Genomic DNA, 22361 nt, shown 5'->3' on the forward strand with positions numbered 1-22361 from the left:
GTTCTCGCCGCATTTCTTGCATCATCGAGTCAATCGGTCGCAGATCATCCGGCAATTGCCGGACGCCAGCGTTGCTCCGGCGCGCGCCAATCGACACCTTCGATCAGCAGCAATAGCTGTGCCGAGGTCAACGACAGCGTTTCGCCAGGCGCAATGCTCGGTGGCCACAGAAAGACGCCGTGCTCGAGCCGTTTTGTGAACAGGCAGAAGCCGGTGCCATCCCAGTAGATGATCTTGATAAGGTTGGCCCTGGTGCGACCTCGGAAGACAAAAAGATGTCCGGTAAATGGATCCTGGTGCAGGACGCCTTGCACCAGCATCGCGAGACCGTCGATGCCTTTGCGCATATCGATGTAGCCCAGAGCCAGGTGCACCTTTACGTTTGGAGGAAGCAAGGCCGTCATGGCATGGCCCTCTCGGCCGCAGGTGTCGCTCCGTCGGCGATCTGCACAGTGACGAAGCCCAGCTCTTTCGCTGCGGCAACGTCCTGCTTCCATCGGCGCAGAACGCGCGGAGCGATGCCGTAGCGGCGCGAGATCTCGCTGCCGCTCGCACCGGACCGTATCATCTCTTCAAGAATCCAACGCTTGTCGGCTTCGCTGAACCGTCGCCGATGCCCTTCACGTGGTCTTGGAACAATGGGCTCCGCTGCCGCCGAGGAGGGATAAGACCCCGGACTTACGAGGGGACTTAACGGCGGACTAAGGGGAGGACTTAAGGGGCGTCGTCGATACAACAGCTTCCGCTTGGGCGGCTGTGGCTCCACTTTAAACAACGATCGCCAGTTGCCAAACGCCTTGAGCGGAATGCCTTGCGCTTCACAATATTGACGTTGATTCAAGTCGCTACGCTTCCAGGCCTCGTGATGCGCCCGCCAAAAATCCTCGCCTTGACGTCTCCACCCTCGATGTTCGCTCGTCATGCTGTTCTCTCCATCTTCAAATTGAAGACAGGAACAGATCGGGGTCGCTAACGATCGAACAAGGGTGCGAGAAATGGACGCTTACCTCGATTCCCTAATCCGTTGCGCAAATTCCCTGTAAGATTCCAAGAAATTCCCTGCTCGGCAAAGCAGGGAATTCGCGTGCAAATCTTTGATTTCTCGCGAAAATGCATGCCCCGATCAGCTCCCGGGCGGTGCGATTTCTTAGAATTCCCTGTTATTTCCCTGATAGCAGGGAATTGCGTTGCGGAGACTCGTTCGCATCTGACTGCGTCCGCCACCACTCAGTCTGTTATTTTCCGCATTTCCAGAGACTGACGAAAAAGCCCCGCTGTTGGCGGGCTTTTCCGCACTTTGATCTGCGGAGGTGCTGTCTCTGTGACCCGTCTGGGCTGGTTTTGGGGCGCTGTCTCTGCGGCGCAAATTCCCGTTCCTGGGAATTGGCTGACAGGATAAGGCAGGGTTATCGGCTGGCAGGACCGGGAGTGCCTGTGGGCGCCAATCCGAGCCGCCTCATCTGCTGTGACCATTCAGCCGGCGCATCGCGAAGGGCAGCAACGCCAATTCCGCGCGGGAATCGTCCTTCAACGGCTGCTGTCACGAGCGTCGGTGCAAGGAAGGCGAGCGAGATCGTCATCTTGATATGTCGCGTGCTGCAATGTTGCCTAGCGGCAAGGCTTTCGATGGTCTCGCGGCCGTCGACGATCTCCTGAAGCCAGAGGCGGCCGCGGCCGATCGCTCGGATCAGAGCCGACCGGCGTTCCGCCTTCATGGGCCTGGCGCGATGCTCTGGCGTGTTCGCCGGCAACAAGATTTCTCGGGCTGGCCTTGAGGGCTTCTTCCAGGGTACGACGATGATGCGCGTAGCGACCGCGCGAGATTCATCCGGATCTGGATCGTCCTGCGTCCCTTGGATATCGTTTTCGCCAGACCTTAGATGAATGGCCAACTGGTTCTTGCGAACCTCAATCTGGATGACGAACCGCTCAAGCACTTCTCGAGACAAGGTTTCGTTCGAGGATGGTTCATCGACATCCGTGTTGGCCATGACCGCCTTGGAGATCGAGGCTTCAATGTCTGACGCAGGCACGCGGGTCACAGAGCCAACCGGCTCATCCGTTTGACCCCGGATGCAGGGCGCAGAGACGTAATAGCGATGCCGAACACGGTTTCGACTGGCGTAGGTCAAGATCATCCGATGACCTGCGTCATCAAACAGCAGCCCTGCAAGGAGGGCGCGGGTTCGGATACGGGTCGTCGTGTGGTGGGACCGCTGTTCGGTCAACTTTTTCTGAACGGCCTCAAACAGTGCGCGGTCGAGCAGGGCGGGCTGCGGTCCAGGCAGAATCTCGCCCTTAAACTTGACTTCGCCGAGATAGAACCGGTTCCGCAGCATATGAAACAATGGCCCCTGCGTGAACGGCACACCTCCTCGCGTTCCGCCTGATGCCAGCTTCCGGACCTTGGACTTCAAGCCTCGCTCCTTCAGGTCCTTGACGAGGCGGTTGACGCTGCCGAGTTCCAGATAGCGCTGAAAGATCAGACGAACGGTATTGGCCTCTTCCTCGTGAATGTGAAGCTGACCATCCTTGAGGATTATAACCCAGAGGAACCATGCCGCCGACCCATAGCCCCTTGCGTTTAGAGGCTGCAATCTTGTCGCGGATGCGCTCCGAGGTGACTTCCCGCTCGAATTGCGCGAAGGACAAAAGCACGTTCAGCGTCAACCGTCCCATCGATGTGGTGGTGTTGAACTGCTGGGTCACCGAGACAAATGACACACCATGGGCATCGAACAGTTCGACCAGCTTGGCGAAGTCAGCCAGAGAGCGGGTCAGCCGGTCCACCTTATAGACGACGATGATGTGGATCCGGCGGGCCGCGACATCCGCCAGCAACCGCTGCAGGGCAGGGCGATCGGTGGATCCGCCAGAGAAGCCGCCATCATCATATCGCGCCTTGACGAGCGACCAGCCTGCATGCGCCTGACTTCGGATATAGGCCTGGGATGCATCATACTGGGCATCCAGCGAGTTGAACTCCTGATCAAGGCCGGTGTCCGTAGACACCCTGGTATAGATCGCGCACCGGACAACACGGTTGTCGTCCGGCTTCATGTTCGTACCCCCTTGCCGTTTCCGGCACGGAGACCAAAAAAGCGCGGTCCATTCCAGTTTGTGCCGGTGATCGCGAACGCAATCCCCGACAGGCTGTCGAAGGTCTTGCCCTCAAAAGCGAAGCCGCCTTCGACGGCCATCACCCGATGAAGTTGCCCGTTCCACTCCCGGGTTAGAACAGTGCCGGGCACCATGGCTTGCTTGCGCTGATCCTGTGCCGATACCAATGGCAAAACCTCACTCAAAGACCGCACGGTAGCCGCACGCTTCAGAAGTTGCACCGTCGCAGCATCGAGATCCCCAAGTGCATCGGCCTGGATGCGATAGGCAAGGATGCCGAACAGCAGATGCTTGGGCAGGTGTTCCGGGGCCGGGCGCCCAACAACACTCTGCCAGCGAGCGTGCAAGCTGAGTAGATCGAGACTGCGCAGATGCGCAATCTCGTCTTCCATTGACAAGCCCATCAGCCTTCGACCGATAGGCTTTCGGGAGCCTGACCTTCGCTCCATGGCATCAGGCCGCAGTATTGTTTGACGTCGATCCGGTGGAAGCGGTAGATGCGGTGTCGCCAGATACTTTGTAGATCCGACCGGCTTCAGCAGCTTTCGATATCAACGTCAGCTTGAGCTTCTTCCGGATGACGCCAGCAAAAAAGCCGCGCACCGAATGCTGCTGCCAATCTGTGGCCTTCATGATGTCGCCGATCGTTGTACCCTCAGGCTTCATCAGCATCTCGATGACCAGGGCTTGCTTGCTGCCACTGCGATGCCGCACCGGCCGATCCAACGATCGGGCTGGTGTTGAGATGATCTTCTTGACCGGTGCAGCTTTGGCGGTTCTGGTCAAGGAAGGGTGCGCGGACTTTGTGCGCTTGGTCGCCATCGCTGATCGAGGTGCGGCTTTGCGGGATTGTGTTTTGGCCATGTGACGTCTCCGGTCGCGGCAGCATCATCGCTGTCACCACCGAAGCCCCGTCACGGCAACACACCGGCGGGGCGGGCTATTCAGTGGTCGAAAAGGGCACTCAACGCGCCGACAGTAACGCTCCAATCACCCAACAATGCCAGTGGTTTCTGAGAAAACTTTATTGAACTTGCGATCGTACGTTCGTGGAGTCCAACGTAGCGAGGTTCGAATCCCTCCCTCTCCGCCAGTCCTGCGGCGCCCTACTTTCTCTGATTCAAAAATTGACGCTTGGATAGCGCGGAACGGCGGGTTTTTCGGGCCGAGCTGTTGACTCGCAGGCTGGCCAAAGCGCCGATTTCGTTCTCTCCCGGACGATATTCTCCAAACCTCCTGACTGCGCGGATTTAGTACGGATCTTGTAGGTGGTTGATTCTCATCCAGTTCCGAGATGCATGTCTCCGTATTTTGCAGTGAAACCACGGATTAGCGGGAACAGCTGGAATCCAACGAAGGCGTTGAGTGCAGCACGAAGGTTTTTTTTCGATCGCGGTGGTTTTCGGATCGACAGCACTCGGGCCGCAGCGCGAGGACGAAAGCCTTCTCGACCCAGACCATAAAGCGTTCTCATGACAATCGAAGGCGCGACCGCCCCCGCTGCGCGCAACATTTCGCCTTCAGACCGCCGCATCTGGGAATCGTTGCCCAAGCCGGGCAGGTTCAACTTCCGCTACCAGTAGCCGCAGCCCTTCATCGATGTCTTTCAAGCGTATTACGGGCCGCTGCTTAGCGTTGGAGACACTGGACGTGTCCGGCCGGAAGGCGCTCGCGCCCGACCTACTCGCATTGATCGAGGAAGTGAACCTGACGAGCGACGGTACCAAAGGATATGGCGTTGTCCAACTGCGACAAGGCTCAGCACTTCGACGTGTCATTCGGCCTGCAATATTGACCCGCTGAGCCGGGGGATCGGCGTTCAAAATTGACCCCCTGAAGGTTGGTCTGTTGCGCTGCCTGCTTTGTAACGAAGCAGTTGGTGGGAGATGCTGGTCGTGGAGACGATTGCGCGCATACGGCGCGAACACTTCATCAAGGCAAGACGATCAGGGCGATCGCCCGCGACCTTCCTGGACCAGATCTGCAGCGCGCGCGTCGTCGTCCAGCGCGCCGGTCTCGTACTTTTCGACCCAGATGCGGATCAGGTTACGCAAAAGGTCGTGGCGCTTGGCCAGGCCGTGAAGCGTCTCGCCACTCAGAAACTCCTGAGCGACCTGGCGCTTAAACTCAACGCTGTGGGATCGGTGTCTCGGCATGGGCTTTTCTCCAAAAGCCCGGCCACCCGGTCAATCCAACTCTGCTTACCTGTCCGGCACCAGGGGCCCACTCCAATACGGGGTCAAATTTGCGAACGATGACGTAATTGCGGTCAGCGCTCGGGGCACGAGAGCTCCGTTATCGTCTACCTCTCGCAATCAAGCGATTCGGAGGAGCTGTCATGCGGCAATACGTCGGGCTAGATGTCTCGCAGAGAGAGGCTGCGGTTTGCGTAGTCAATGAGACGGGTGAAGCAATTTTTGAAGGAAAGGCCAAGTCTCATCCTGGAGATCTGTCAAAGTTACTTCGTAAACATGCGCCACTGGCGGAGCGTATCGGCTTTGAGACGGGCGCAATGGCGAGCTGGCTTTGGCATGAGCTTCGTAGGGTCGAACTCCCCGTCGTTTGCATCGATGCAAGGCATGCACACGCAGCGCTATCGGTTCGCATGAACAAAAGCGATCAGAACGATGCTCGGGGCCTTGCCGAACTGGTGCGGGTTGGTTGGTATCGAGAAGTCAAAATCAAGAGTGAGAAGAGCCAGAAGGTTCGAGCTATCCTCGTGGCGCGATTCCGCCTTGTGTCCATACGCCGGGATATCGAGAACCAGGTCCGCAGTCTGATCAAGGAGTGTGGGTTGCTATTCCCTCGCGCCATTGGCCAACAGTTCCGTAACCAGGTTGGCGAGCTATTGGGCGAAGATCATCAACTCCTCAGCGTGATCGCGCCGCTCTTGTCGATTCATGAACTCATCTGCCAGCAGCAAAGCAAATTTGACGACGAGGTCCGCCGATTGGCGAAGTCGGACGAGACGACGCGTCGCCTGATGACAGTTCCTGGTGTCGGCGTGGTCACCGCCTTGACGTTCCGCCATACGATCGATGACCCGTCTCGCTTCCGATCGGCCTCGACAGTCGGCGCCTATCTCGGCCTCACACCCCGGCGCAACCAATCTGGTGAAACTGACACTAGTGGCAAGATATCCCGATGGGGCGACAGGCTCCTCCGAACGTACCTTTACGAGGCGGCGACCGTTCTGCTTTATCGAACAAAGAAATGGTCCTCCCTCAAAGCCTGGGGTATGAAACTTGCGAAGCGGATCGGCATGAAAAAGGCAAAGGTCGCTATCGCCCGCAAGATCGCTGTCATCCTCCACTGCATCTGGGTCGACGGCACATCATTCGGCTGGGGCAACGCGCCGGCCTGACCTTATTTTGCAAGTTCCTGGCCCGGTCCGCCGGGCTGGTGATGTCCCGCTGGGACGGTGGTCGTGGTGACCTCGGTCAATCGGCTGGTGGCGGCTCGTCCGCACCCCGTTGCAAACGATGAGGCACCCGATCCGGACATCATCATGAGGCGCTTGCGACCTCGGAAAGGACCATGACCCCAGCGACGGGCAACTGATCGCATTGAAACCAGGTGACAGCTAATCGGCCCACTACTACGAGTTGGCTATCGATCCACCAGCCGCGCTCGCCCCGTCTGCGCAACCCAGACCTGCTCCGTCGGGCCGAGCGCTACCACTTTGCCGAATGGCTTCAAAAAGAGAGTTGACAACAACCCGCAATTAAAGGGCCGATTGACAGCCTATAACCTCAAGCGCACGCTTTCCATCGTCACGGTAGCAACATGACGACAAACCCGTAGCACCGGCGAAATCACGCACAAAGTCGTTTGCCCATAATCCTTCAAATCAACGCTCTACATCCATCCGCGCACAGGTCTCTCAGTCAGAACACGCGCCGACCGACGAGGACGCCGGTTCGGTCAGCAGAATGGGTGTGGTGCCGGGTTCAGCGCCTTTCTCGGCCAATGTCGAAGCCTCCAGCTTTCGCTAACCTCCATTCCGAAACCGCAATGAAGTGGCTGTAGACCTGCCGCGACGGCGCGGACGACATGGATGGAGGCGCGCGCCACGTCGGGTGGGGTAAGGTCGGCCACCGCGATTTCGACTCCATCGCCGGCCAAACGGGCCGCCAATTCAGCAACGCTCGGAATCGGCCTGTCATAGCTCTCCACCTCCGGTTCGTAGCTCGGCGCGTTTCGAAGAAACGCCAACTCTTCCTCTCGCTTTGGCACATAGTAGCAAGCATGGTCGAGAAACTGGCCGTAGCGCACCTCCTCCGGACGCATTGGCCGTGGTCCACTTCCCTCGCGCAGCATCCTCATCAGGCCGAAGCCCGAGACAGCCTGCTCCAGCACCGCCCCTCGGGCCGCATGCCGGAGACTGGGATGCGCCGCCGCAGTGGCGGAGAGACCGGGCCATGACAGTCCGTCTCCTGTGGCTGCGCACAGAACCACCGGGATCTTCCCCGCGCCCTCGAGCAGGTGAAATGCGACAGAGGCGCCGGCGGACATCAGTTCACCGGCGATGTAGCGGGTTTCGGCGTCACAGAGATTGAGCGGCAGTCGGCGCCCCGGTTCGCGGCAGAGCCACGCGACCATGATTGCGTCGCGCTCAATGAGTTCCAAAACGGCCCGCATCGTTGCGCTTTCCACGTCCGTTCCAGCGGCGAGCCCGCTCGAGGTGACCTGCGCGACGAAATCCGAAAACACGGACGGAAACTTATAGTACAGCTGACTGGCCAGTACCCACGTCTTCGCCCCGGTCCGCAAATTCTTCGCCAAACTCCAAAAATGAACTGCATCGCGATCGAAGGGCGCGAACGGAAAACCTTGGGAGGCATATTGTGCCTTATCATACATTCCGACCTGACGCGGATCGAGCACTTGGCCATCGAGTTCGGCCATACGGGCTTGGACCAGAGCATCAAGATCGCAGCGCGAGGCGGCATATCTTTCCAACGCTTCCCCGATCGCGCCGAGCACAGCGTCTCCCTCCGTCATCCCCTTGCCAGAGGCTGGCTCCGGTAGGGTAGGATCGGTTCCAAACGCGCAGAAAGGGGCAATCTCCGCAACTGCAACAAAAGTTTTGTGCGCGAACTGCGGCAGCTCCCTGAGGACCGGCCCGACAATCGGCCCTGTTTCGGGATCGATCCAGTCCCGGAATGCCGCTCGAATCGTCTCCACGTCAGGCTCGCCAGTGGTGGTCGAAAGGTCCGGCCGCGGTAGTGCCGGATCATCTGCTCCACAGGTCCCGCACCAGGGCATCGGAACGAAGCCATGGAGCGCCGAGGTCTGCCCGGAGACGTCGACGATCCGCACATGTGCACGCAGCGACCTTTCACCGGTCGACCAGAGATGTCGCCGGACCTCCACCGCAACCGATTGCCCGAAGCACCGCGCCACGTCCCACGGCAGAGGTGGGTAATTCGCAACCGTCAGATGATCGGCGCGCGCCACCGCCTCGGGATCGGGGTCATGGGCACGGCGCCGCTGACGTGCGCAGAGCCAGCAACCCACGGTGCCTGGAAGGGAGATCGGGCCGATGCATCCCCGCGTGCCGACGATCTCCGCACCGAGAAAGGCGATCCTGACAGCGCGGCAAGCGCGCTCCAGCTCGACTTGCCGCCCGACTCTGACCGGGGCTAGCGCGCCGACGACGAGGTCCACATCCGGAGGTAAATCCCATTCTCCGTCGGCGCATGCGTGCAAGCGAGTGATGCATTCCGGGGCCATGATTTTGATCCTGCCGCGCAGAGCCTCCGAACTGGTTGCCGCGTCGCAATTGCCACCCGGCTCAGGATACCAGAACGACAGGTGCGCTATCCCCGAATGGGCGAGTTCTTCGGCCAAGGCCGGCACCCAATCGGCATTGCCAGCAATGAGCACGTGGCCCTCGCGTGGGCGTGGCGCCTGCGCCGCACCACTTCCGGCATCCGCCACGCCCGCCATCTCAAGCAACTGGGTCAGTTCAGTGTAACATGCCTCCATCCGGCCGCCATGCGGCCGAATCCCGTAGACTTCTCCAGAAGTCGGATCAGCAGAGTCCAGAAGCGCTTCGATCATCTCCCTGACCGTTTCGCTCCGGATCAGGATCGGGCCGGCTACGCCGATGAGCAGAACGCCGTCCGGCTCCAGATGAATACGGTCCCGCGTGATCCGCATAACCGTTCTCCGAACCGGCTCACGCCACCGCTTAGGCAGCCTCGGCCGGATCAGTCGCCGAATCGGTGCGACTGAAAGCCGCCGCCAAAAGCAACCGTTCCGCCATATTGCGCTTGGAGCTGGGGCAGGGCACTCGGCCCTCGATCCATTCCTTCGGACATGCGCCTCCACAGACAGGAAGCATTCGGCAGCGGCTGCAGCCGAAGGCGCCGCTCTGAACTTGATCGTTGAAGCTACCAAGGACGTCGCGCGTCGTGCCCCGCTCGCCATTCATGACATCACCAATGGCAAATCGGTTTGGCGTGCCGTAGCCCGGCACATAGGAGACCTCAGTGCAGTTGAAGAGCGTGCCATGCGCGTCGACCAGGGCTCCTTGCGGCTGCACCGCAAGGCAGACTACATGCTGCACCTTGGGGACGAGCGGCACCGAAAAGCCCAGCCGTTTCATCTCCACGAACCAGGACAGCTCCATGCGGGCGTAGTCCTCCGGGTCAAGGCTCCGCCGATGGGCATCATTGCCCCAGGAGTGGATCGGCGCCGTATAGAACTGGACCGCACGGTGCAGCCCCTCGTCATGCAGGCGCTGCAGCAGCCGTAAGACATCGGGCGCATTCTCCCGGTCGACATTGCAGCGGACCTTGATCTCCACCGGATCGGAGCCGATCGTATCCGCCAGCGCAACGAGGTTCGCAAGGATCTGGTTGAAAGTCGGTTTACCGGATTTCGTATGCCGTCGCCGGTCGTGGTACATCGCAGTTCCATCGAGCGACACGGTGATAGACACAACCCCGAGTGCGTTCACTAGCTCAGCGCCTATCTTTCGTGACATTGCCAATCCGTTGGTAACAATGCTTGCCCGGTATTCAACATTCCTTTCTTCCGCAATTCGGCGAAGCTGAGGCGTCAGGGAGCGCATCTGCACAAGCCCGGAAAGCGGCTCGGCGCCAAACCAGCAGAGGTTCAGCTCTGCAAACTTCCCGGCATCCAGTCTGTCTCGGACGTCCCGCAGAATGGCCGCCTCATTCTCTATGCTGAGGTTTCTTTGCTCATGCGTCTGGCCGCAGTAGCCACAGCCGAGCTGGCAATGCGCGGTCGGCTGGATTACGTAATTCAGATGAGTATTGGTCCGGATCGCCTCCCGATTGCGCGATAACACAACGGCGAGCTCGTCCTCCACCTGCGGCACGAGTATTTCCGCTTCCGACAGCTCGCTCCGGATCTTGGCGTTCAGTTTCTCGAATGCGCCCGTCCGCAAGACTTGCCAGATCGATAGCGGCAACTCGAAAACGGCGCCCGTCCGGGTGGCGAGAACCACTAGAAGGGGTGTGTTATCCTCGGAGAATATAGGTGATGCGACAACATATGAGGATAGCTTCTGCATGATCGGGCCTCATTAGCAGCTGAGCACGGTTATCAAACCGAGCAGCGTACCCGCATCAGAAACGTCCGGCGGAATAACATTGGCTTCCGCCGGACGAGGCGAACGGACTTACTTCCGGCCCCCGGCTTTCGCCGCCAGCGCAGCCTCCGCACCACCGCAGCCGCTGTTCTGACAACCGGTGTTCTGGTCCGACAGCGCCTTAAGCCGGCTCAACTGAGCCTCGGAAAGGCTCGACGCCGCCGTGCCGGTTGTCATTTGTTCGACTGCCTTGCTCAGACTCAGCTTGGCACTAGAAAGGGCTTCGATAACAGAATCGAGTTCTTCGGCCATTTTGGCAATCCTTTCAAATTGAAGACGCCCATCGCACCCGGCGCCGAAAACAAATAAATAATCTTCTCCAAAACCGCCACCGTTTGCTCCGTGATGGACCGCTCCACTGTATGCGATTACTTATGATCAAGCTGTGATGCCCGATGATCGGATTTAGTTCGTTAAACGTTAAAATGTATCTCGATATTCGCTGTAGCAATTCGCCGAGTTAGGTTTCGATGGGCTACGCAGGCTGGTCTTGAGGTGGACCCGCTTGGTGAGACAGTTTGGCGGCCTGGCTAAGGTGGATCGGGTTCGTTTCTACGCCGCCAATTGCTCCGTCATTTCCGCCATAGCATGGACTTCGTCGGGCGTCCTGCCGGCGAAGGTCGAGTGCGGGCGTCGCCGGTTGTAATAGTCTATCCAGGAGCCGATGCCGCAGCGGGCTTGGCTTCCCGTTTCGAATGTGCTGAGGAAGACGCACTCATATTTGAGGCTGCGCCACAGTCGTTCGATGAAGACGTTGTCCATCCAGCGGCCGCGCCCGTCCATGGAGATGCGGATGCCGGCATCCTTCAGCGTCGTCGTGAAGGCGAAGCTAGTGAACTGCGAGCCTTGGTCGGTGTTGAAGATGTCGGGCCTGCCATGGCAGGCGATCGCCTCTTCGAGAGCGGCAACACAGAAGTCGGCATCCATCGTGTTCGACAACCGCCAGGCCAGGACCTTGCGGCTGAACCAGTCCATGATGGCCACGAGGTAAAGGAAGCCGCGCCGCATCGGGATATAGGTCACATCGGCACACCAAACGTGATCCGGCCGCTCGATCGCCAGGTGCCGCAGCAGGTAGGGATAGATGCGATGCTGCGGATGCGGCTCGCTGGTTCTCGGCGCCTGGTAGATCGGCGACAGACCGATCTTGCGCATCAGCCGCCGGACCCGCTTGCGACCCACGCACCAGCCCTGACGCCGCAGATGCCGGGCCATCTGCCGGGAGCCATACCAGGGCGTCTCCATGAAGGCCTCGTCGATGGTGCGCATCAGTTCGAGGTTCTCGGGCGTCTCGCCGGCGGGCTGTCGGTAGAACGACGCCCGCGAGATCGAGACCAGTTCGCACTGGCGGCGGATCGAGAGCCGGTTGTGATCGGGGTCAATCATCATTCTCCTCCGATCCAGGCTCAGCGATCGAAGGCCTTGGCCAAAAAATCCCGCTCAACGACAAGCTGGCCAATCTTGGCGTGCAGCTTGGTCACCTCGGCTTCCCGGCCGACCTGCGCATCAGCAGCCTTGTCGTCGAACGTCTTGGCCAGGTTCTCGATGGCCTGCCGTTTCCACTGCGTAATCTGGTTCGGATGAAGCTGGTGCTTTGTCGCCAGTTCCGAAATCGTCCGCTCGCCACGGATCGCCTCAAGCGCAACCTTGGCCTTGAACTCAGCCGTAAATCGTCTGCGTGTCTTCATACCGGATCGTCCTTTTCATCGGGCGATCCACCTTATGCCCCTGTCTCAGAAACCGGCACCACCTCATGTGTCATGTAGCAGCGCAATTCCAAGAACAGTTATTAATCATTTGGGTTCCATGCCGCGAAAGGGAGTGCCGTGCAGTGACGGTCAATGAGCGCAGATAGCGGATCGGGAATGTGCCCCGCGGTCCCGCTAAGGAACAATCGTCCCGGTGCTCTTGTTGTAAGTCCACCTATCCAAGAAGGAGAAAGCATCAACGACCCGAACGGTCAAATCGACATCCCCAGGAGGTTGTAGCCGATCTCACCCTTGAGAACCGTCTGCTTAAAGAAAGCCTGAACGGAGATGGGGAGGACGAAGCATGAGGTGCCATGCGTCCGAGAAAGCCGAGATCATCGAGTTGGTCGAGCAGTCGCACTTACCGGCCAAGCGCACGTTGGACAAGCTCGGCATCCCCCGCTCCACGTTTTATAGATGGTACGATCGCTACCGCGAGGGCGGCATTGAGGCACTGTCAGATCACCGCTCTCGACCGGATCGAGTCTGGAATCGCATCCCGGATCGGCCAGATCATCGACCTGGCGCTGGAGCTTGCGGAACTATCGCCGCGGGAGCTCGCCGTGCGGTTCACAGATGAGAGAAAGTACTTTGTCTCGCGGAGGCTTCGGTCTATCGACTGCTGAAGGCGCATGACCTCATCACCAGCCCGGCCTATGTGGTGATCAAAGCGGCGAACGAGTTCAAGGACAAGACCACCGCCATCACCCAGCTCTGGCAGACGGATTTTACCTACCTCAAGATCACCGGCTGGGGCTGGTACTATCTGTCGACCGTGCTTGACGACTTCTCGCGTTACATTGTGACCTGGAGGCTCGGTCCCATGATGTGTGCTTCAGACGTCACGGCCACGCTCGATCAGGCACTGGCAGCCTCTGGTCTGGATCACGTCAACGTCAGACCGCGGCCCCGACTTCTAACCGACAACGGATCGAGTTACGTCGCGGACGATCTGGTAACGTGGCTCAAGGACTAGGTGAAGTCGGAGAGCCAGAGGACGTTCGGCCTCGACGCCTTGAACTGCCGGTTGACGTGATCCAGCGGGCATAGCGCAGCCTTGTCGCGGATCGTGGTCCTGACAGGTTCGCCGCGGATGACCCCGTGCAGGCCCATGCCTCGCATCAGTCGCGACACCGTGCAGCGGGCGACATTGAAGCCTTCACGCTTGAGCTGCCGCCTGACCTTGCGCACGCCATAGACCGAGAAGTTCTGATCAAACACGCGCCGACCCTCGACCTTCAGCGCCACATCCCGCCTGGCGCGCGCCGACAGCCTGGCGGGATCGCGCCGTTTGGCGACATGAGCATGGTAGGTCGAGGGGGCGATCGGCAAGACCTTGCAGATCGGCTCGACCCCATGCGCCCCACAATGATCGTCGATGAAGGCGATCATGACTTGAACCGGCGGTCGAGCTCCGCCATCGCAAAATAGGCGCTTGCCTTGCGCAGGATCTCGTTGGCTTGCCGAAGCTCACGGTTTTCCCGCTCCAGCGCCTTCAGCTTCTCGGCCATTTCCGTCGGAACGCCGGCCCGTTGCCCGCTGTCGATCTCGACCTTCTTGACCCAGTCGTGCAGCGTCTGCGGGGTACGCCCAGCAGGTGCTACAGATTCTAACCCCGTCCAAGATCAGCACTGCCTACGGCCGAACGCCGGCGATTACGCTCCCTCATGGCTGCCCCTGACTCAATCTGCGAGCTGCGACCTCCACGGAGAAACAGGAACAAAATCATCATCCTCTCCGTTGCTTACGCAGTCCTCGGGGAAGTTTGCTACATGGCGCCGCGTTCCTGGAAAGGCTATCTCAAGCTGTCCCTCGTCACCTGTCCGGTGGCGATGACGCCGGCGACGTCCGAGAACGAGAAAGTCCGCTTCCACACCCTCAATGCCAAGACCGGCAACCGCGTAGTCAGCCAGTATATCGATGCGGTTTCGGAAAAGCCTGTCGATGAGGATGACGAGATCAAGGGATATCAGCGCGGCGAAGACGAGTACGTGATGCTCGAGGATGATGAGATCGAGGAGGTTGCACTTGAGAGCACGCGCACAATCGACATTGATAGCTTTGTCCCACGCGATACCATCGAATGGGTCTGGTACGACAAGCCGCACTATCTGACGCCCAACGATCCAGTCGGCGAGGAAGCCTTTTCGGTCATCCGGGACGCGATGGCATCCACCGACACGGTTGGGATTTCGCGGCTGGTGATGTACCGCCGGGAGCGTGCCGTGATGCTCGAACCCCGCGAGAAGGGCATCATTCTATGGACCCTCCGCTATGGCGACGAAGTGCGCGATGAGAGCGATTACTTCGGCCATATCAAGGAGGGCAAGCCAGATCCCAAGCTGATGACCCTGGTCAAGAAGCTGATTGATGAGCGCACTGCTCCCTGGGACCCCAAGATGGTCAACGACCCGGTTCAGGATAAGCTACTCGACATCATCGCGGCCAAAAAGAAGGGCAAGAAGCGCGTTGCCAAGGCCAAGCCCACCGCCGAGGAGCCCGCGAGCAACGTCATCAACATCATGGACGCGCTGCGCAAAAGCATCGGATCGGAATCCAAGCAAAAACGGAAGTAGCCAGGCCTGTGGTCATCCAGCCAGGCGTCGGGCCTTCTCAAGCGAGCCAGACTTCATCCCCTTGAACTTCGGCAGATCGGCGAGCGGAGCCACCAGGAGTTGGTCCGGCGAGGTCCGGCGCTTGATGACATGATAGAGCTGCGAGCGGGTCTGGCCGGATCGTACGAGGTAGAGGCCGTCGTCAAGGACCACGACATCCGGGTCGTCCACCATGTCCACGTTCTGTCCGACTACATAGACAATGTAGAGATCGCTCATTGCCCCTACACTTTCCGGGCCGTCTTCCGGCGGCGCACGGAAACGGCCAGAGGTTCGGCGGCCGCGCGAAAATCCTCCCATGGATCTGATGTGAGCGCAGCGAGCCGCGTCGGTGTATTGTCCACCGTGAAATAATCCGGCCCGATCCCTGGACTCAACTCCTCCCATGCGAGCGGCATCGAGACGGCGGCACCGGGACGGGCGCGCGTCGAGTAGGGTGCGACGGCCGTCATGCCGCGTTGATTGCGCAGATAGTCGATGAGGATCTTACCGCTGCGCTTCGACTTGGTGATCGTCGACACATATCGTTCGGGGCTATCGGCCGCCATGCTGTCCGCCAACGCCTTGGTGAACGTCTTCACTGCCGGCCAGTCGGCCTTGGGCTTGAGCGGGACCACGACATGCAGGCCCTTGCCGCCCGACGTCTTGACGAATGAATTCAGTTCCGCATCCCTGAGACGCTCGCGGGTTTCCTCGGCGGCGGTGATGATCGTCTCCCAGGTGACGCCCTCACCGGGGTCGAGATCCATGATGATGGTATCGGGCCGTTCCCAGTCCGCGACCATCGAACCCCAAGGGTGGATTTCGAGTACGGCGGACTGAACGAGGCCCATCAATCCGTCGAGATCGTTGATCGCGATGAGCGGCTCGTCGTCCTTGTCCTTGGGGTCGTTCACCAGCACAATGTTCTTGTTCAATCCTTTCCAGGCGTGCTTCTGGAAGAACATCTGTCCGGTGATGCCGCTTGGACAGCGTAGCAACGCCAGAGGCCGCCCGACGATATAGGGAGCGATGTAGCGCCAGACCTCGGTGTAATAGTCGGCAAGCCCTTCCTTGGTCACCCCGTCGTCGGGCCAATAGACCCGATCGGGGTGCGTGAGCGTGACGGTACGACGCTGGGGCTTGGGAGCCGCCGACTTGCTTTTCGGGACTTCGCGGACAATCTCGCTCGCCGGCTTGTCCTCACGCAGACCCCGGAACGAGGCGTGGCGAAGATGGCCATCCGCCGTCCAGGCGCGGAACTCGACTTCGGCCACCAGCTCCGGACGGACGTAGCGCACCATCCGGGCTTCCTCGGCCGTGAGCTTGCTGTCGAACGGGCTCACGGCGATCCGCATCCGGTCAAGCCGCTTGAACAGTTCCTCGGCAACCGCGCCGGTGAACCCGGTGCCGACCCGGCCGACATGCTCCAGTTTGCCGTCGTCATAGACGCCCAGAACGAGAGAGCCGATCGCCTTGCGCGAGGTCGAGGACGGCACATAACCGCCAACCACGAATTCCTGGCGCGCCGAGCATTTGGATTTGACCCAGGCCTTGCTCCGCCCGGATCGGTAGGGTGCATCTCGCAGCTTCGAGATCACGCCCTCAAGGCTCAAACGGCAGGCATGACGCAGGACGAGGCCGCCATTCTCGTCAAAGTGGCTGCTGTATCGGATGATGCCCCGCTCGGCGCCCACCACTTGCTCGAGCATCGTTTTCCGCTCGATCAGGGGCAAGGCACGTAAATCGAAGCCATCGAGATAAAGCAGGTCGAAGACATAGAAGCTGAAGCGATCGGATCGGCCGGCGCTGAGGTCGGCCTGAAGGGCCGAAAAGTCCGAAGCGCCCGAGCCAGTCTCAACAACGAGTTCGCCGTCGATCAGGGCTGTTCCGAATGGCAGTGCCTGTAATCCAGCCACCACTTCCTTTCCGAACTTCTTTGTCCAGTCCAGACCGCTGCGAGTCAGGAGCTTCACGCGCCCCGCCTCGATGCGCGCCTGAAGCCGGTAGCCATCGAACTTGATCTCGTGAATCCAGCGCTCACCCGCCGGGGGTGCCGTCATGAGCGTGGCGAGGGTCGGCTCCACGAAATCGGTCAATGGAGCCTTCTTCGCTCCTTTGACCTTAGATGGATCAGGCAGGCTGACGACGTCCTCCTCAACCATAGGTGGTGTCGCCTTTTTGCGGCTGCGCGCGGCAGATTTCTTTATCTTTCCGGTCTTCGAAGACCAGCCGGGCGCTTCACCCGCCACCTCCTTCATCTCACGGCCGGTTTTGACCGATTCCGGGCGTTCCTCGAGGATATCGGGATCGCCGGGCGTTCGAGCAGCGTCGTCCTCGCCTTTGATGAGCAGCCAGTTCTCACGCTTTTCGCTGGGCTTGCCCTGCATCCTGACGAGGTGCCAGCGCCCCGAGAGCTTTTCGCCCTTCAGCTCGAATTCAAGATGGCCCTTGGCGTAACCCTTGTGTGCATCGAAGACCGGAGTCCATGTGCCCCGGTCCCAGACGATGACGGTGCCGCCGCCATACTCGCCCTTGGGGATCGTGCCTTCGAAGTCCTTATATTCGAGCGGATGGTCCTCGACATGAACAGCGAGACGCTTCTCGCCGGGCACGAGGCTGGGGCCTTTGGTCACCGCCCAGCTCTTCATCACGCCGTCCATTTCCAGCCGCAGGTCGTAGTGCAGTCTGGTCGCGGCGTGCTTTTGCATGACGAAGGCATTGCCGGTCTTCCGGGCTTTTCTGCCCTTCGGCTCGGACGTCGATTTGAAGTTGCGTTTCTGCCGATAGGTTTCGAGCGTCGCCATGGGCTAGCTCGCTTTGCGCCGCGGCGCTGCCTTCGCCGTTGCCTTGGACTTTGATTTCGCCGTGGAGCAGGAGGCCGGCTTCTTGGCTTTGACGCCGGCGCTCTCGCGCAGGGCGGCCATCAGGTCGACCACCTTTTCCTGCTTGGGCTCCTTGCGGACCTCGATCTTCCGGCCTTCGATCTTCGCTTTGACCAAGTCCGCAAGCGCTGCGTCGTAGCGGTCGCTGAAGTCCTTGGGATTGAACTTCCCGCTCTTGGTCTTGATGATGTGCTCGGCCAGCTCCAGCATCTCGCCCTTGATCTTCATATCGGGGACGCTGTCGAAAGCGTCCTTGGCGGAACGAACTTCGTAGTCGAAATTGAGCGTGGTCGCGATCAGGCCCTTTCCATGGGCGCGAATGAGAACCGTCCGAACGCGCCGGAATAGCACGGTCTGCGCGAGAGCGGCGACCTTCTTGGTCCGCATCCCTTCCCGGATCAGGGCATAGGCCTCTTCGGCATTCCGGTCTGACGGCGCCAGATAGTACGGCTTGTCGAAATAGACATCGTCGATATCGCCGCAGCCGATGAAGGTCGAAACAGCGAGGGTCTTGTCGCTGTCGGGAACGGCCGAAGCGACTTCCTCGGGATCGAGCATGATGTATTCGCCCGATCCAACCTCGTACCCCTTGACCTGTTCGTCGCGTTCGACAGGCTTGCCTGTATCACTGTCGACGAATTGGCGGCGAACACGATGGCCAGTGGCGCGGTTGAGTGTGTGAAACGCGATGCGATCGGATGTGGAGGCAGCCGTATAGAGCGCTACGGGACAACTCACCTCAGCGACTTTGAGAAAGCCCTTCCAGTTTGCTCTAGGCGCCACACTCGAACTCCTGCAACTCAACCGATGCAAACGGTCCGATTGGTCTCTTTGTTCCGGAAGCCAGGGGCTCCACATGCCGGTTTGGCCAGAAGAACCAGGCGGCAGTAGATGGTGCATCGACCGATCGCGCCCGAAGTGCTGGATCGGCTTGGCGAGCGCGTGCAACTGACATTCGACCGCAGGGGCACTTTACACACGGCCGTCATCGAGATCTCCGCTGCAAGGAGTGCGCCGCCTGTGTTTCGGCGTGGAATAAGGACCCTGTTTTCGGGGTAATCGGCATCCAATCGGGACCCCGGGGCAAGGGTCCACAGTGGCTTCCATCGAGTCATGGAAGCCGAGGTTGGAATGCTGGTGGTGGAGACGATTGCCAAGATCCGTCGCGCCTATTTTGTTGATGGTCGTCCGATCAAGGCGATTTGCCGAGAACTCGGCGTGTCGCGGAAGGTGGTTCGCAAGGTCATCCGTTCTCAATCGACGGAGTTTCGGTACGAGCGAGAGACACAGCCTCAGCCGAAGATGGGCCCTTGGAGTGCCGAGCTTGACCGGTTGCTGGTGGCAAACGAGAGCAAGGCGGCGCGAGAACGGCTGACGCTGATCCGGTTGTTCGAAGAGCTTCGCGGTCTGGGCTATGTCGGGGGCTACGATGCGGTTCGTCGATATGCGCGGCGCTGGAGCCAAGAGCGTGGCGCCTCGACCACCTCGGCCTATGTGCCACTGAGCTTTGCACCCGGGGAAGCCTACCAGTTTGACTGGAGCCACGAAGTGGTCCTGCTGAGCGGGGTCACGGTGATCGTGAAGGCGGCTCACGTCCGGCGGGTAGTTTCTGGCCAGAGTATGATCACCGTTCGAAGACATTCGCCACGAGCTCTTAGCGAGTAGCGGAGGAGTGAAAAATGCGGTTCAATCGCGTCCAGCCAGGCACTTCCGGCGATCTGGACGGAGTGGTTGGTTCCTTTGCAGAGTCGAATGGGTCAACTGGCGGCGGCGATCCGTTTGTCAAAGCCGTTCGGAAGCTCGATATCGACTTCGAGGGTAGACACGGTTTCCCCTCTGTCCATCCGGACAACCACCTTTTCCGGATCCAGCGCGACGTGTCGCGAGACCACCGCAAGAATCTCCTCTCGCAAGACCCCAAGTAAGTCGGGCTGGCTTCGTAACCCACGCTCGTGCGCGAGTAGAATTTGTAACCTTTCCCGAGCAACCGGCGCGGAACCGGTGCGGCGCCGAATGAACTGCAGAAGGTTCAGGCTCATGCTGCCCTCCGTCCAAGTAGCCGGTCCATGAAACGTCGGCGCTGCTCGGTCGGCACCATCATGGCGATCGTCTCGCCGTTGAGGCGCCGCGCGGCGTCTGTGTAAGCCCGCGCCGGCAGGCTCGCAGCATCGTTCAACGTGACCGGAGAGCCGACGTTCGACGCTTTCAGGACGTCCTGGCTTTCAGGAATAATCCCCAGGAGGGGAATCGCCAGGATCTCGAGGATGTCGTCGATGCTGAGCATTTCACCGCGTGCCGCTCGGCCCGTGTCATAGCGGGTGATCAAGACATGCTTCTTCATTTGTTCGCCTGCCTCCGCTTTGACGGTCTTAGAATCAAGCATGCCGATGATTCGGTCGGCATCGCGAACAGATGAGACTTCAGGGTTGGTGACGACAATGGCTTCATCCGCGTAGCGCATCGCCAGCGTTGCACCACGTTCGATGCCCGCGGGACTGTCGCAAATCACCCAATCGAACTTCGTCCGCAAATCGGCGATGATGTCGCGAACGCCGTCGTCCGTCAGGGCGTCCTTATCCCGCGTCTGTGACGCAGGAAGTAACCACAGGCTCTCGAGTCGCTTGTCGCGGATGAGGGCCTGCGAGAGCTTGGCGACACCCTGTGCTACGTTGACAAGGTCGAAGACCACACGGCGCTCCGCTCCCATGATAAGATCGAGGTTACGGAGGCCGACGTCGAAATCAACGACGACGACTTTCTCGCCGTCCCGCGCGAGCGCTGCACCAATCGCGGCCGTGGACGTGGTTTTGCCGACGCCGCCCTTGCCTGATGTCACGACCAAGACTTTGGCCATCATGGCCTCCTTTGTAGGTTAATTGAGCGGTGTTATTCGAATGACTTCGCCGTCCAGCCAAGCCTGTGCGGGTCGGCGACGCAGCGTTTCACCGATATCTTCTGCGGTCTGGTAGTAGCCGTCGATGGCAACAAGTTCCGCCTCGATTTTCTGACAATAAATCCGCGCGGCCGCATTGCCGTTAATGCCGGCCATCGCTCGTCCTCGCAGCGTCCCGTAAACGTGGATAGAGCCTCCGGCGACAATCTCCGCACCGGAGCCCACAGAGCCGAGCACAGTAATGTCGCCTTCGGTAAATACGATCCGCTGGCCCGATCGGACCGGGGTCTGGAGCAGGAGCGATGGTGTCGGCGGCCGCGGGCCCTCCACTTGCTTCGGCTCGGCCTGCTCGATTTCACAACCGCGCCCGCCGATCAATACGGGCGGCAAGCCTGCATCCAGCCCTGTCGCTTCCACGCCTTCAAGGCCGAGAACGCGGATGCCGCGGCTCTCAAGGTTCGAGACCAGATGCGCGATACCATGGGAGCTCAGATCGACCGCGGAAAGATCGAGGACGATCGGGCGCCCGACGAAAAAGCCGGGTGAACGGGCAAGCGTCGCATCAATTTCCTCAAGCCAGTTCACGATCGGCATAAATGGCGAGAAAACAAACGCGATGTAAGACCGGCCACGGAGGCGCATCACCTGGCGCTTGGGCTCGACTTTTGCGTCCATGAATGACGGCTCTCGGGCTATGAATTGTTTAGCATTGTTTAATTTCAGATTGACCAGCGGTGGTTAATGACTGGTTAACGAGGCCCGCTTTTGTTTGCGAAATGTTAAGGAACTCCAGCGGGCTGCTGGCTCGATGAGCTCAACTGGCGAGGTCATAGGAAATTCGATGCATCGATCGCCGCGGTACCCCCGTGCGCTGGCCCGAATTTCCGCTTTCTCTGCTGAAAAGGGCCGCAGGACTTGCCGGACTTCTGCTATAGCCCGCACTTAATTACGGTGTGAATCAATGAACGGGGCTCATAGATGAGTGGATACAAGCAACCTAGCTTCGCTGCCCGGCAACAGGCGGCGCTCGAGGCCCGAAAAAATAGTCTCGATAAGTTTCGCGCGCGGCCCCGGTCCTGACGACCCCTCGGTAAAGCAAAGACAGGCCCAACGCGAGGCCCAGGCAGCTGCCCGTGAGAAGACCCGGCAGTCTCGCGAGATCGAAAAGGCCGCGCGAAAAGCTCTCGAGGCGGAGGCCGCCGCGACCGCTGCAACGCGCCTCGCCCGTGAGAAGGAAGAAGCGCTGGCCGCCGAGGCCGCGCTCAAGGTCGAGCGTAAGGCAGCGCTTGATGCCCGTTATGCGGCCAGAAAAGAGCGGAAGAAATAGCTCGATCAACCTTGGTCAGAGCCTTGCAACTCAAAGCCAGAAAGAGAGGAGTCTCACGGTTGAGTCTGGGGGATGGCAGCAACTAGAGTGCCGTCGGATTTCGGCGTAGACACTCTTGCTGGATGTCCTGAAGATTTAGGCGGTCAAACATGGCCACTCTGAGCTTCCGA

At 59.8% G+C, this 22361-nt stretch carries 18 protein-coding genes, 6 pseudogenes and 1 other annotated feature; of the genes and pseudogenes, 5 read left to right on the forward strand and 19 right to left on the reverse strand.

Annotated features, from left to right (window positions below; genetic code table 11):
- Positions 1-44: 44 nt before the first annotated feature.
- From tnpB to ACMYR2_RS04565, 8 genes and pseudogenes are all read right to left on the reverse strand, one after another.
- Entirely contained in the window at positions 45-404 is a 360-nt protein-coding gene (gene tnpB, locus ACMYR2_RS04530; RefSeq protein WP_416193050.1) for an IS66 family insertion sequence element accessory protein TnpB, read from the reverse strand.
- Positions 401-568, reverse strand: a complete 168-nt coding sequence (locus ACMYR2_RS04535) for a hypothetical protein (protein ID WP_009798195.1) — start codon at positions 566-568, stop codon at positions 401-403. The genes tnpB and ACMYR2_RS04535 overlap by 4 nt, the downstream gene beginning before the upstream one ends.
- Before the next feature lie 240 nt (positions 569-808).
- A pseudogene (gene tnpA, locus ACMYR2_RS04540) lies at positions 809-922 on the reverse strand (IS66 family insertion sequence element accessory protein TnpA); the annotation flags it as partial.
- Positions 923-1406: 484 nt separating this feature from the next.
- A pseudogene (locus tag ACMYR2_RS04545) lies at positions 1407-3060 on the reverse strand (recombinase family protein).
- Positions 3057-3512, reverse strand: coding sequence for a DUF2924 domain-containing protein (locus ACMYR2_RS04550; protein ID WP_416193354.1), 456 nt, complete (start codon positions 3510-3512; stop codon positions 3057-3059). Before ACMYR2_RS04550 ends, ACMYR2_RS04545 begins: the two are co-directional and overlap by 4 nt.
- Positions 3513-3573: 61 nt before the next feature.
- Complete coding sequence (locus ACMYR2_RS04555; protein WP_416194059.1) at positions 3574-3792, reverse strand: DUF3489 domain-containing protein; 219 nt, start codon at positions 3790-3792, stop codon at positions 3574-3576.
- Positions 3776-4012 carry a hypothetical protein gene (locus ACMYR2_RS04560; protein ID WP_416194156.1) on the reverse strand — a complete coding sequence of 79 codons (237 nt, stop codon included), beginning with the start codon at positions 4010-4012 and terminating at the stop codon, positions 3776-3778. The genes ACMYR2_RS04555 and ACMYR2_RS04560 overlap by 17 nt, the downstream gene beginning before the upstream one ends.
- A gap of 1054 nt (positions 4013-5066) precedes the next feature.
- Positions 5067-5276, reverse strand: coding sequence for a transposase (locus ACMYR2_RS04565; protein WP_009800329.1), 210 nt, complete (start codon positions 5274-5276; stop codon positions 5067-5069).
- A 182-nt stretch (positions 5277-5458) separates the two neighbouring features.
- On the opposite strand from ACMYR2_RS04565, the gene ACMYR2_RS04570 reads away from it, so the two are divergent.
- Positions 5459-6484 (forward strand): IS110 family transposase, encoded by a 1026-nt coding sequence (locus ACMYR2_RS04570; protein ID WP_416193755.1) that lies wholly within the window; start codon positions 5459-5461, stop codon positions 6482-6484.
- Between the two features lie 560 nt (positions 6485-7044).
- Here ACMYR2_RS04570 and ACMYR2_RS04575 read toward each other — a convergent pair.
- From ACMYR2_RS04575 to ACMYR2_RS04590, 4 genes are all read right to left on the reverse strand, one after another.
- Positions 7045-9186, reverse strand: coding sequence for a TOMM precursor leader peptide-binding protein (locus ACMYR2_RS04575; RefSeq protein ID WP_416193756.1), 2142 nt, complete (start codon positions 9184-9186; stop codon positions 7045-7047).
- 130 nt (positions 9187-9316) lie between these two features.
- Positions 9317-10540 carry a radical SAM protein gene (locus ACMYR2_RS04580; RefSeq protein WP_416193757.1) on the reverse strand — a complete coding sequence of 408 codons (1224 nt, stop codon included), beginning with the start codon at positions 10538-10540 and terminating at the stop codon, positions 9317-9319.
- 234 nt (positions 10541-10774) lie between these two features.
- On the reverse strand, positions 10775-10996 hold the full coding sequence (locus ACMYR2_RS04585) for a hypothetical protein (RefSeq protein WP_009800334.1): 222 nt from the start codon (positions 10994-10996) through the stop codon (positions 10775-10777).
- 300 nt (positions 10997-11296) lie between these two features.
- Positions 11297-12432 (reverse strand): IS3 family transposase gene (locus ACMYR2_RS04590; protein ID WP_416192834.1). Its coding sequence is split into 2 segments (ribosomal slippage): positions 11297-12162 and positions 12162-12432, totalling 1137 coding nucleotides; the frame shifts between segments, so codons are not numbered across the junction.
- A gap of 287 nt (positions 12433-12719) precedes the next feature.
- Between ACMYR2_RS04590 and ACMYR2_RS04595 the strand changes: the two are divergent.
- A pseudogene (locus tag ACMYR2_RS04595) lies at positions 12720-13459 on the forward strand (DDE-type integrase/transposase/recombinase); the annotation flags it as partial.
- An 8-nt stretch (positions 13460-13467) separates the two neighbouring features.
- Here ACMYR2_RS04595 and ACMYR2_RS04600 read toward each other — a convergent pair.
- Positions 13468-14114: pseudogene (locus tag ACMYR2_RS04600) on the reverse strand (IS3 family transposase); the annotation flags it as partial.
- Positions 13810-13926: a sequence feature (AL1L pseudoknot), on the reverse strand. It overlaps the preceding pseudogene by 117 nt.
- A 150-nt stretch (positions 14115-14264) precedes the next feature.
- On the opposite strand from ACMYR2_RS04600, the gene ACMYR2_RS04605 reads away from it, so the two are divergent.
- Positions 14265-15068, forward strand: a complete 804-nt coding sequence (locus tag ACMYR2_RS04605) for a Ku protein (protein WP_416193758.1) — start codon at positions 14265-14267, stop codon at positions 15066-15068.
- Positions 15069-15080: 12 nt separating this feature from the next.
- Here the strand turns inward: ACMYR2_RS04605 and ACMYR2_RS04610 are convergent, their stop codons facing one another.
- Genes ACMYR2_RS04610 through ACMYR2_RS04620 form a run of 3 tightly spaced genes read right to left on the reverse strand, consistent with a single transcriptional unit; the run spans position 15081 to position 18754 of the window.
- Positions 15081-15326, reverse strand: a complete 246-nt coding sequence (locus ACMYR2_RS04610; RefSeq protein ID WP_416193759.1) for a hypothetical protein — start codon at positions 15324-15326, stop codon at positions 15081-15083.
- 5 nt (positions 15327-15331) lie between these two features.
- The gene (ligD, locus tag ACMYR2_RS04615; RefSeq protein ID WP_416193760.1) at positions 15332-17893 is read right to left on the reverse strand and encodes a DNA ligase D; all 2562 of its coding nucleotides are present in this window, start codon (positions 17891-17893) and stop codon (positions 15332-15334) included.
- A gap of 3 nt (positions 17894-17896) precedes the next feature.
- Positions 17897-18754: a Ku protein gene (locus ACMYR2_RS04620; RefSeq protein ID WP_416193761.1), complete on the reverse strand. Its 858-nt coding sequence runs from the start codon at positions 18752-18754 to the stop codon at positions 17897-17899.
- A 348-nt stretch (positions 18755-19102) separates the two neighbouring features.
- On the opposite strand from ACMYR2_RS04620, the pseudogene ACMYR2_RS04625 reads away from it, so the two are divergent.
- A pseudogene (locus ACMYR2_RS04625) lies at positions 19103-19633 on the forward strand (IS21 family transposase); the annotation flags it as partial.
- A 95-nt stretch (positions 19634-19728) separates the two neighbouring features.
- Here the strand turns inward: ACMYR2_RS04625 and minE are convergent.
- Genes minE through minC form a run of 3 tightly spaced genes read right to left on the reverse strand, consistent with a single transcriptional unit; the run spans position 19729 to position 21539 of the window.
- Positions 19729-20010, reverse strand: a complete 282-nt coding sequence (gene minE / locus ACMYR2_RS04630; RefSeq protein ID WP_416193762.1) for a cell division topological specificity factor MinE — start codon at positions 20008-20010, stop codon at positions 19729-19731.
- The gene (gene minD, locus ACMYR2_RS04635; protein ID WP_040673781.1) at positions 20007-20825 is read right to left on the reverse strand and encodes a septum site-determining protein MinD; all 819 of its coding nucleotides are present in this window, start codon (positions 20823-20825) and stop codon (positions 20007-20009) included. Before minD ends, minE begins: the two co-directional genes overlap by 4 nt.
- Before the next feature lie 18 nt (positions 20826-20843).
- Positions 20844-21539: a septum site-determining protein MinC gene (gene minC, locus ACMYR2_RS04640; protein WP_416193763.1), complete on the reverse strand. Its 696-nt coding sequence runs from the start codon at positions 21537-21539 to the stop codon at positions 20844-20846.
- Positions 21540-21842: 303 nt separating this feature from the next.
- On the opposite strand from minC, the pseudogene ACMYR2_RS04645 reads away from it, so the two are divergent.
- Positions 21843-22191, forward strand: a pseudogene (locus ACMYR2_RS04645) (DUF6481 family protein).
- Positions 22192-22361 lie beyond the last annotated feature (170 nt).

Source organism: Nitrobacter sp. TKz-YC01 (assembly GCF_047824785.1).
GTDB lineage: Bacteria > Pseudomonadota > Alphaproteobacteria > Rhizobiales > Xanthobacteraceae > Nitrobacter.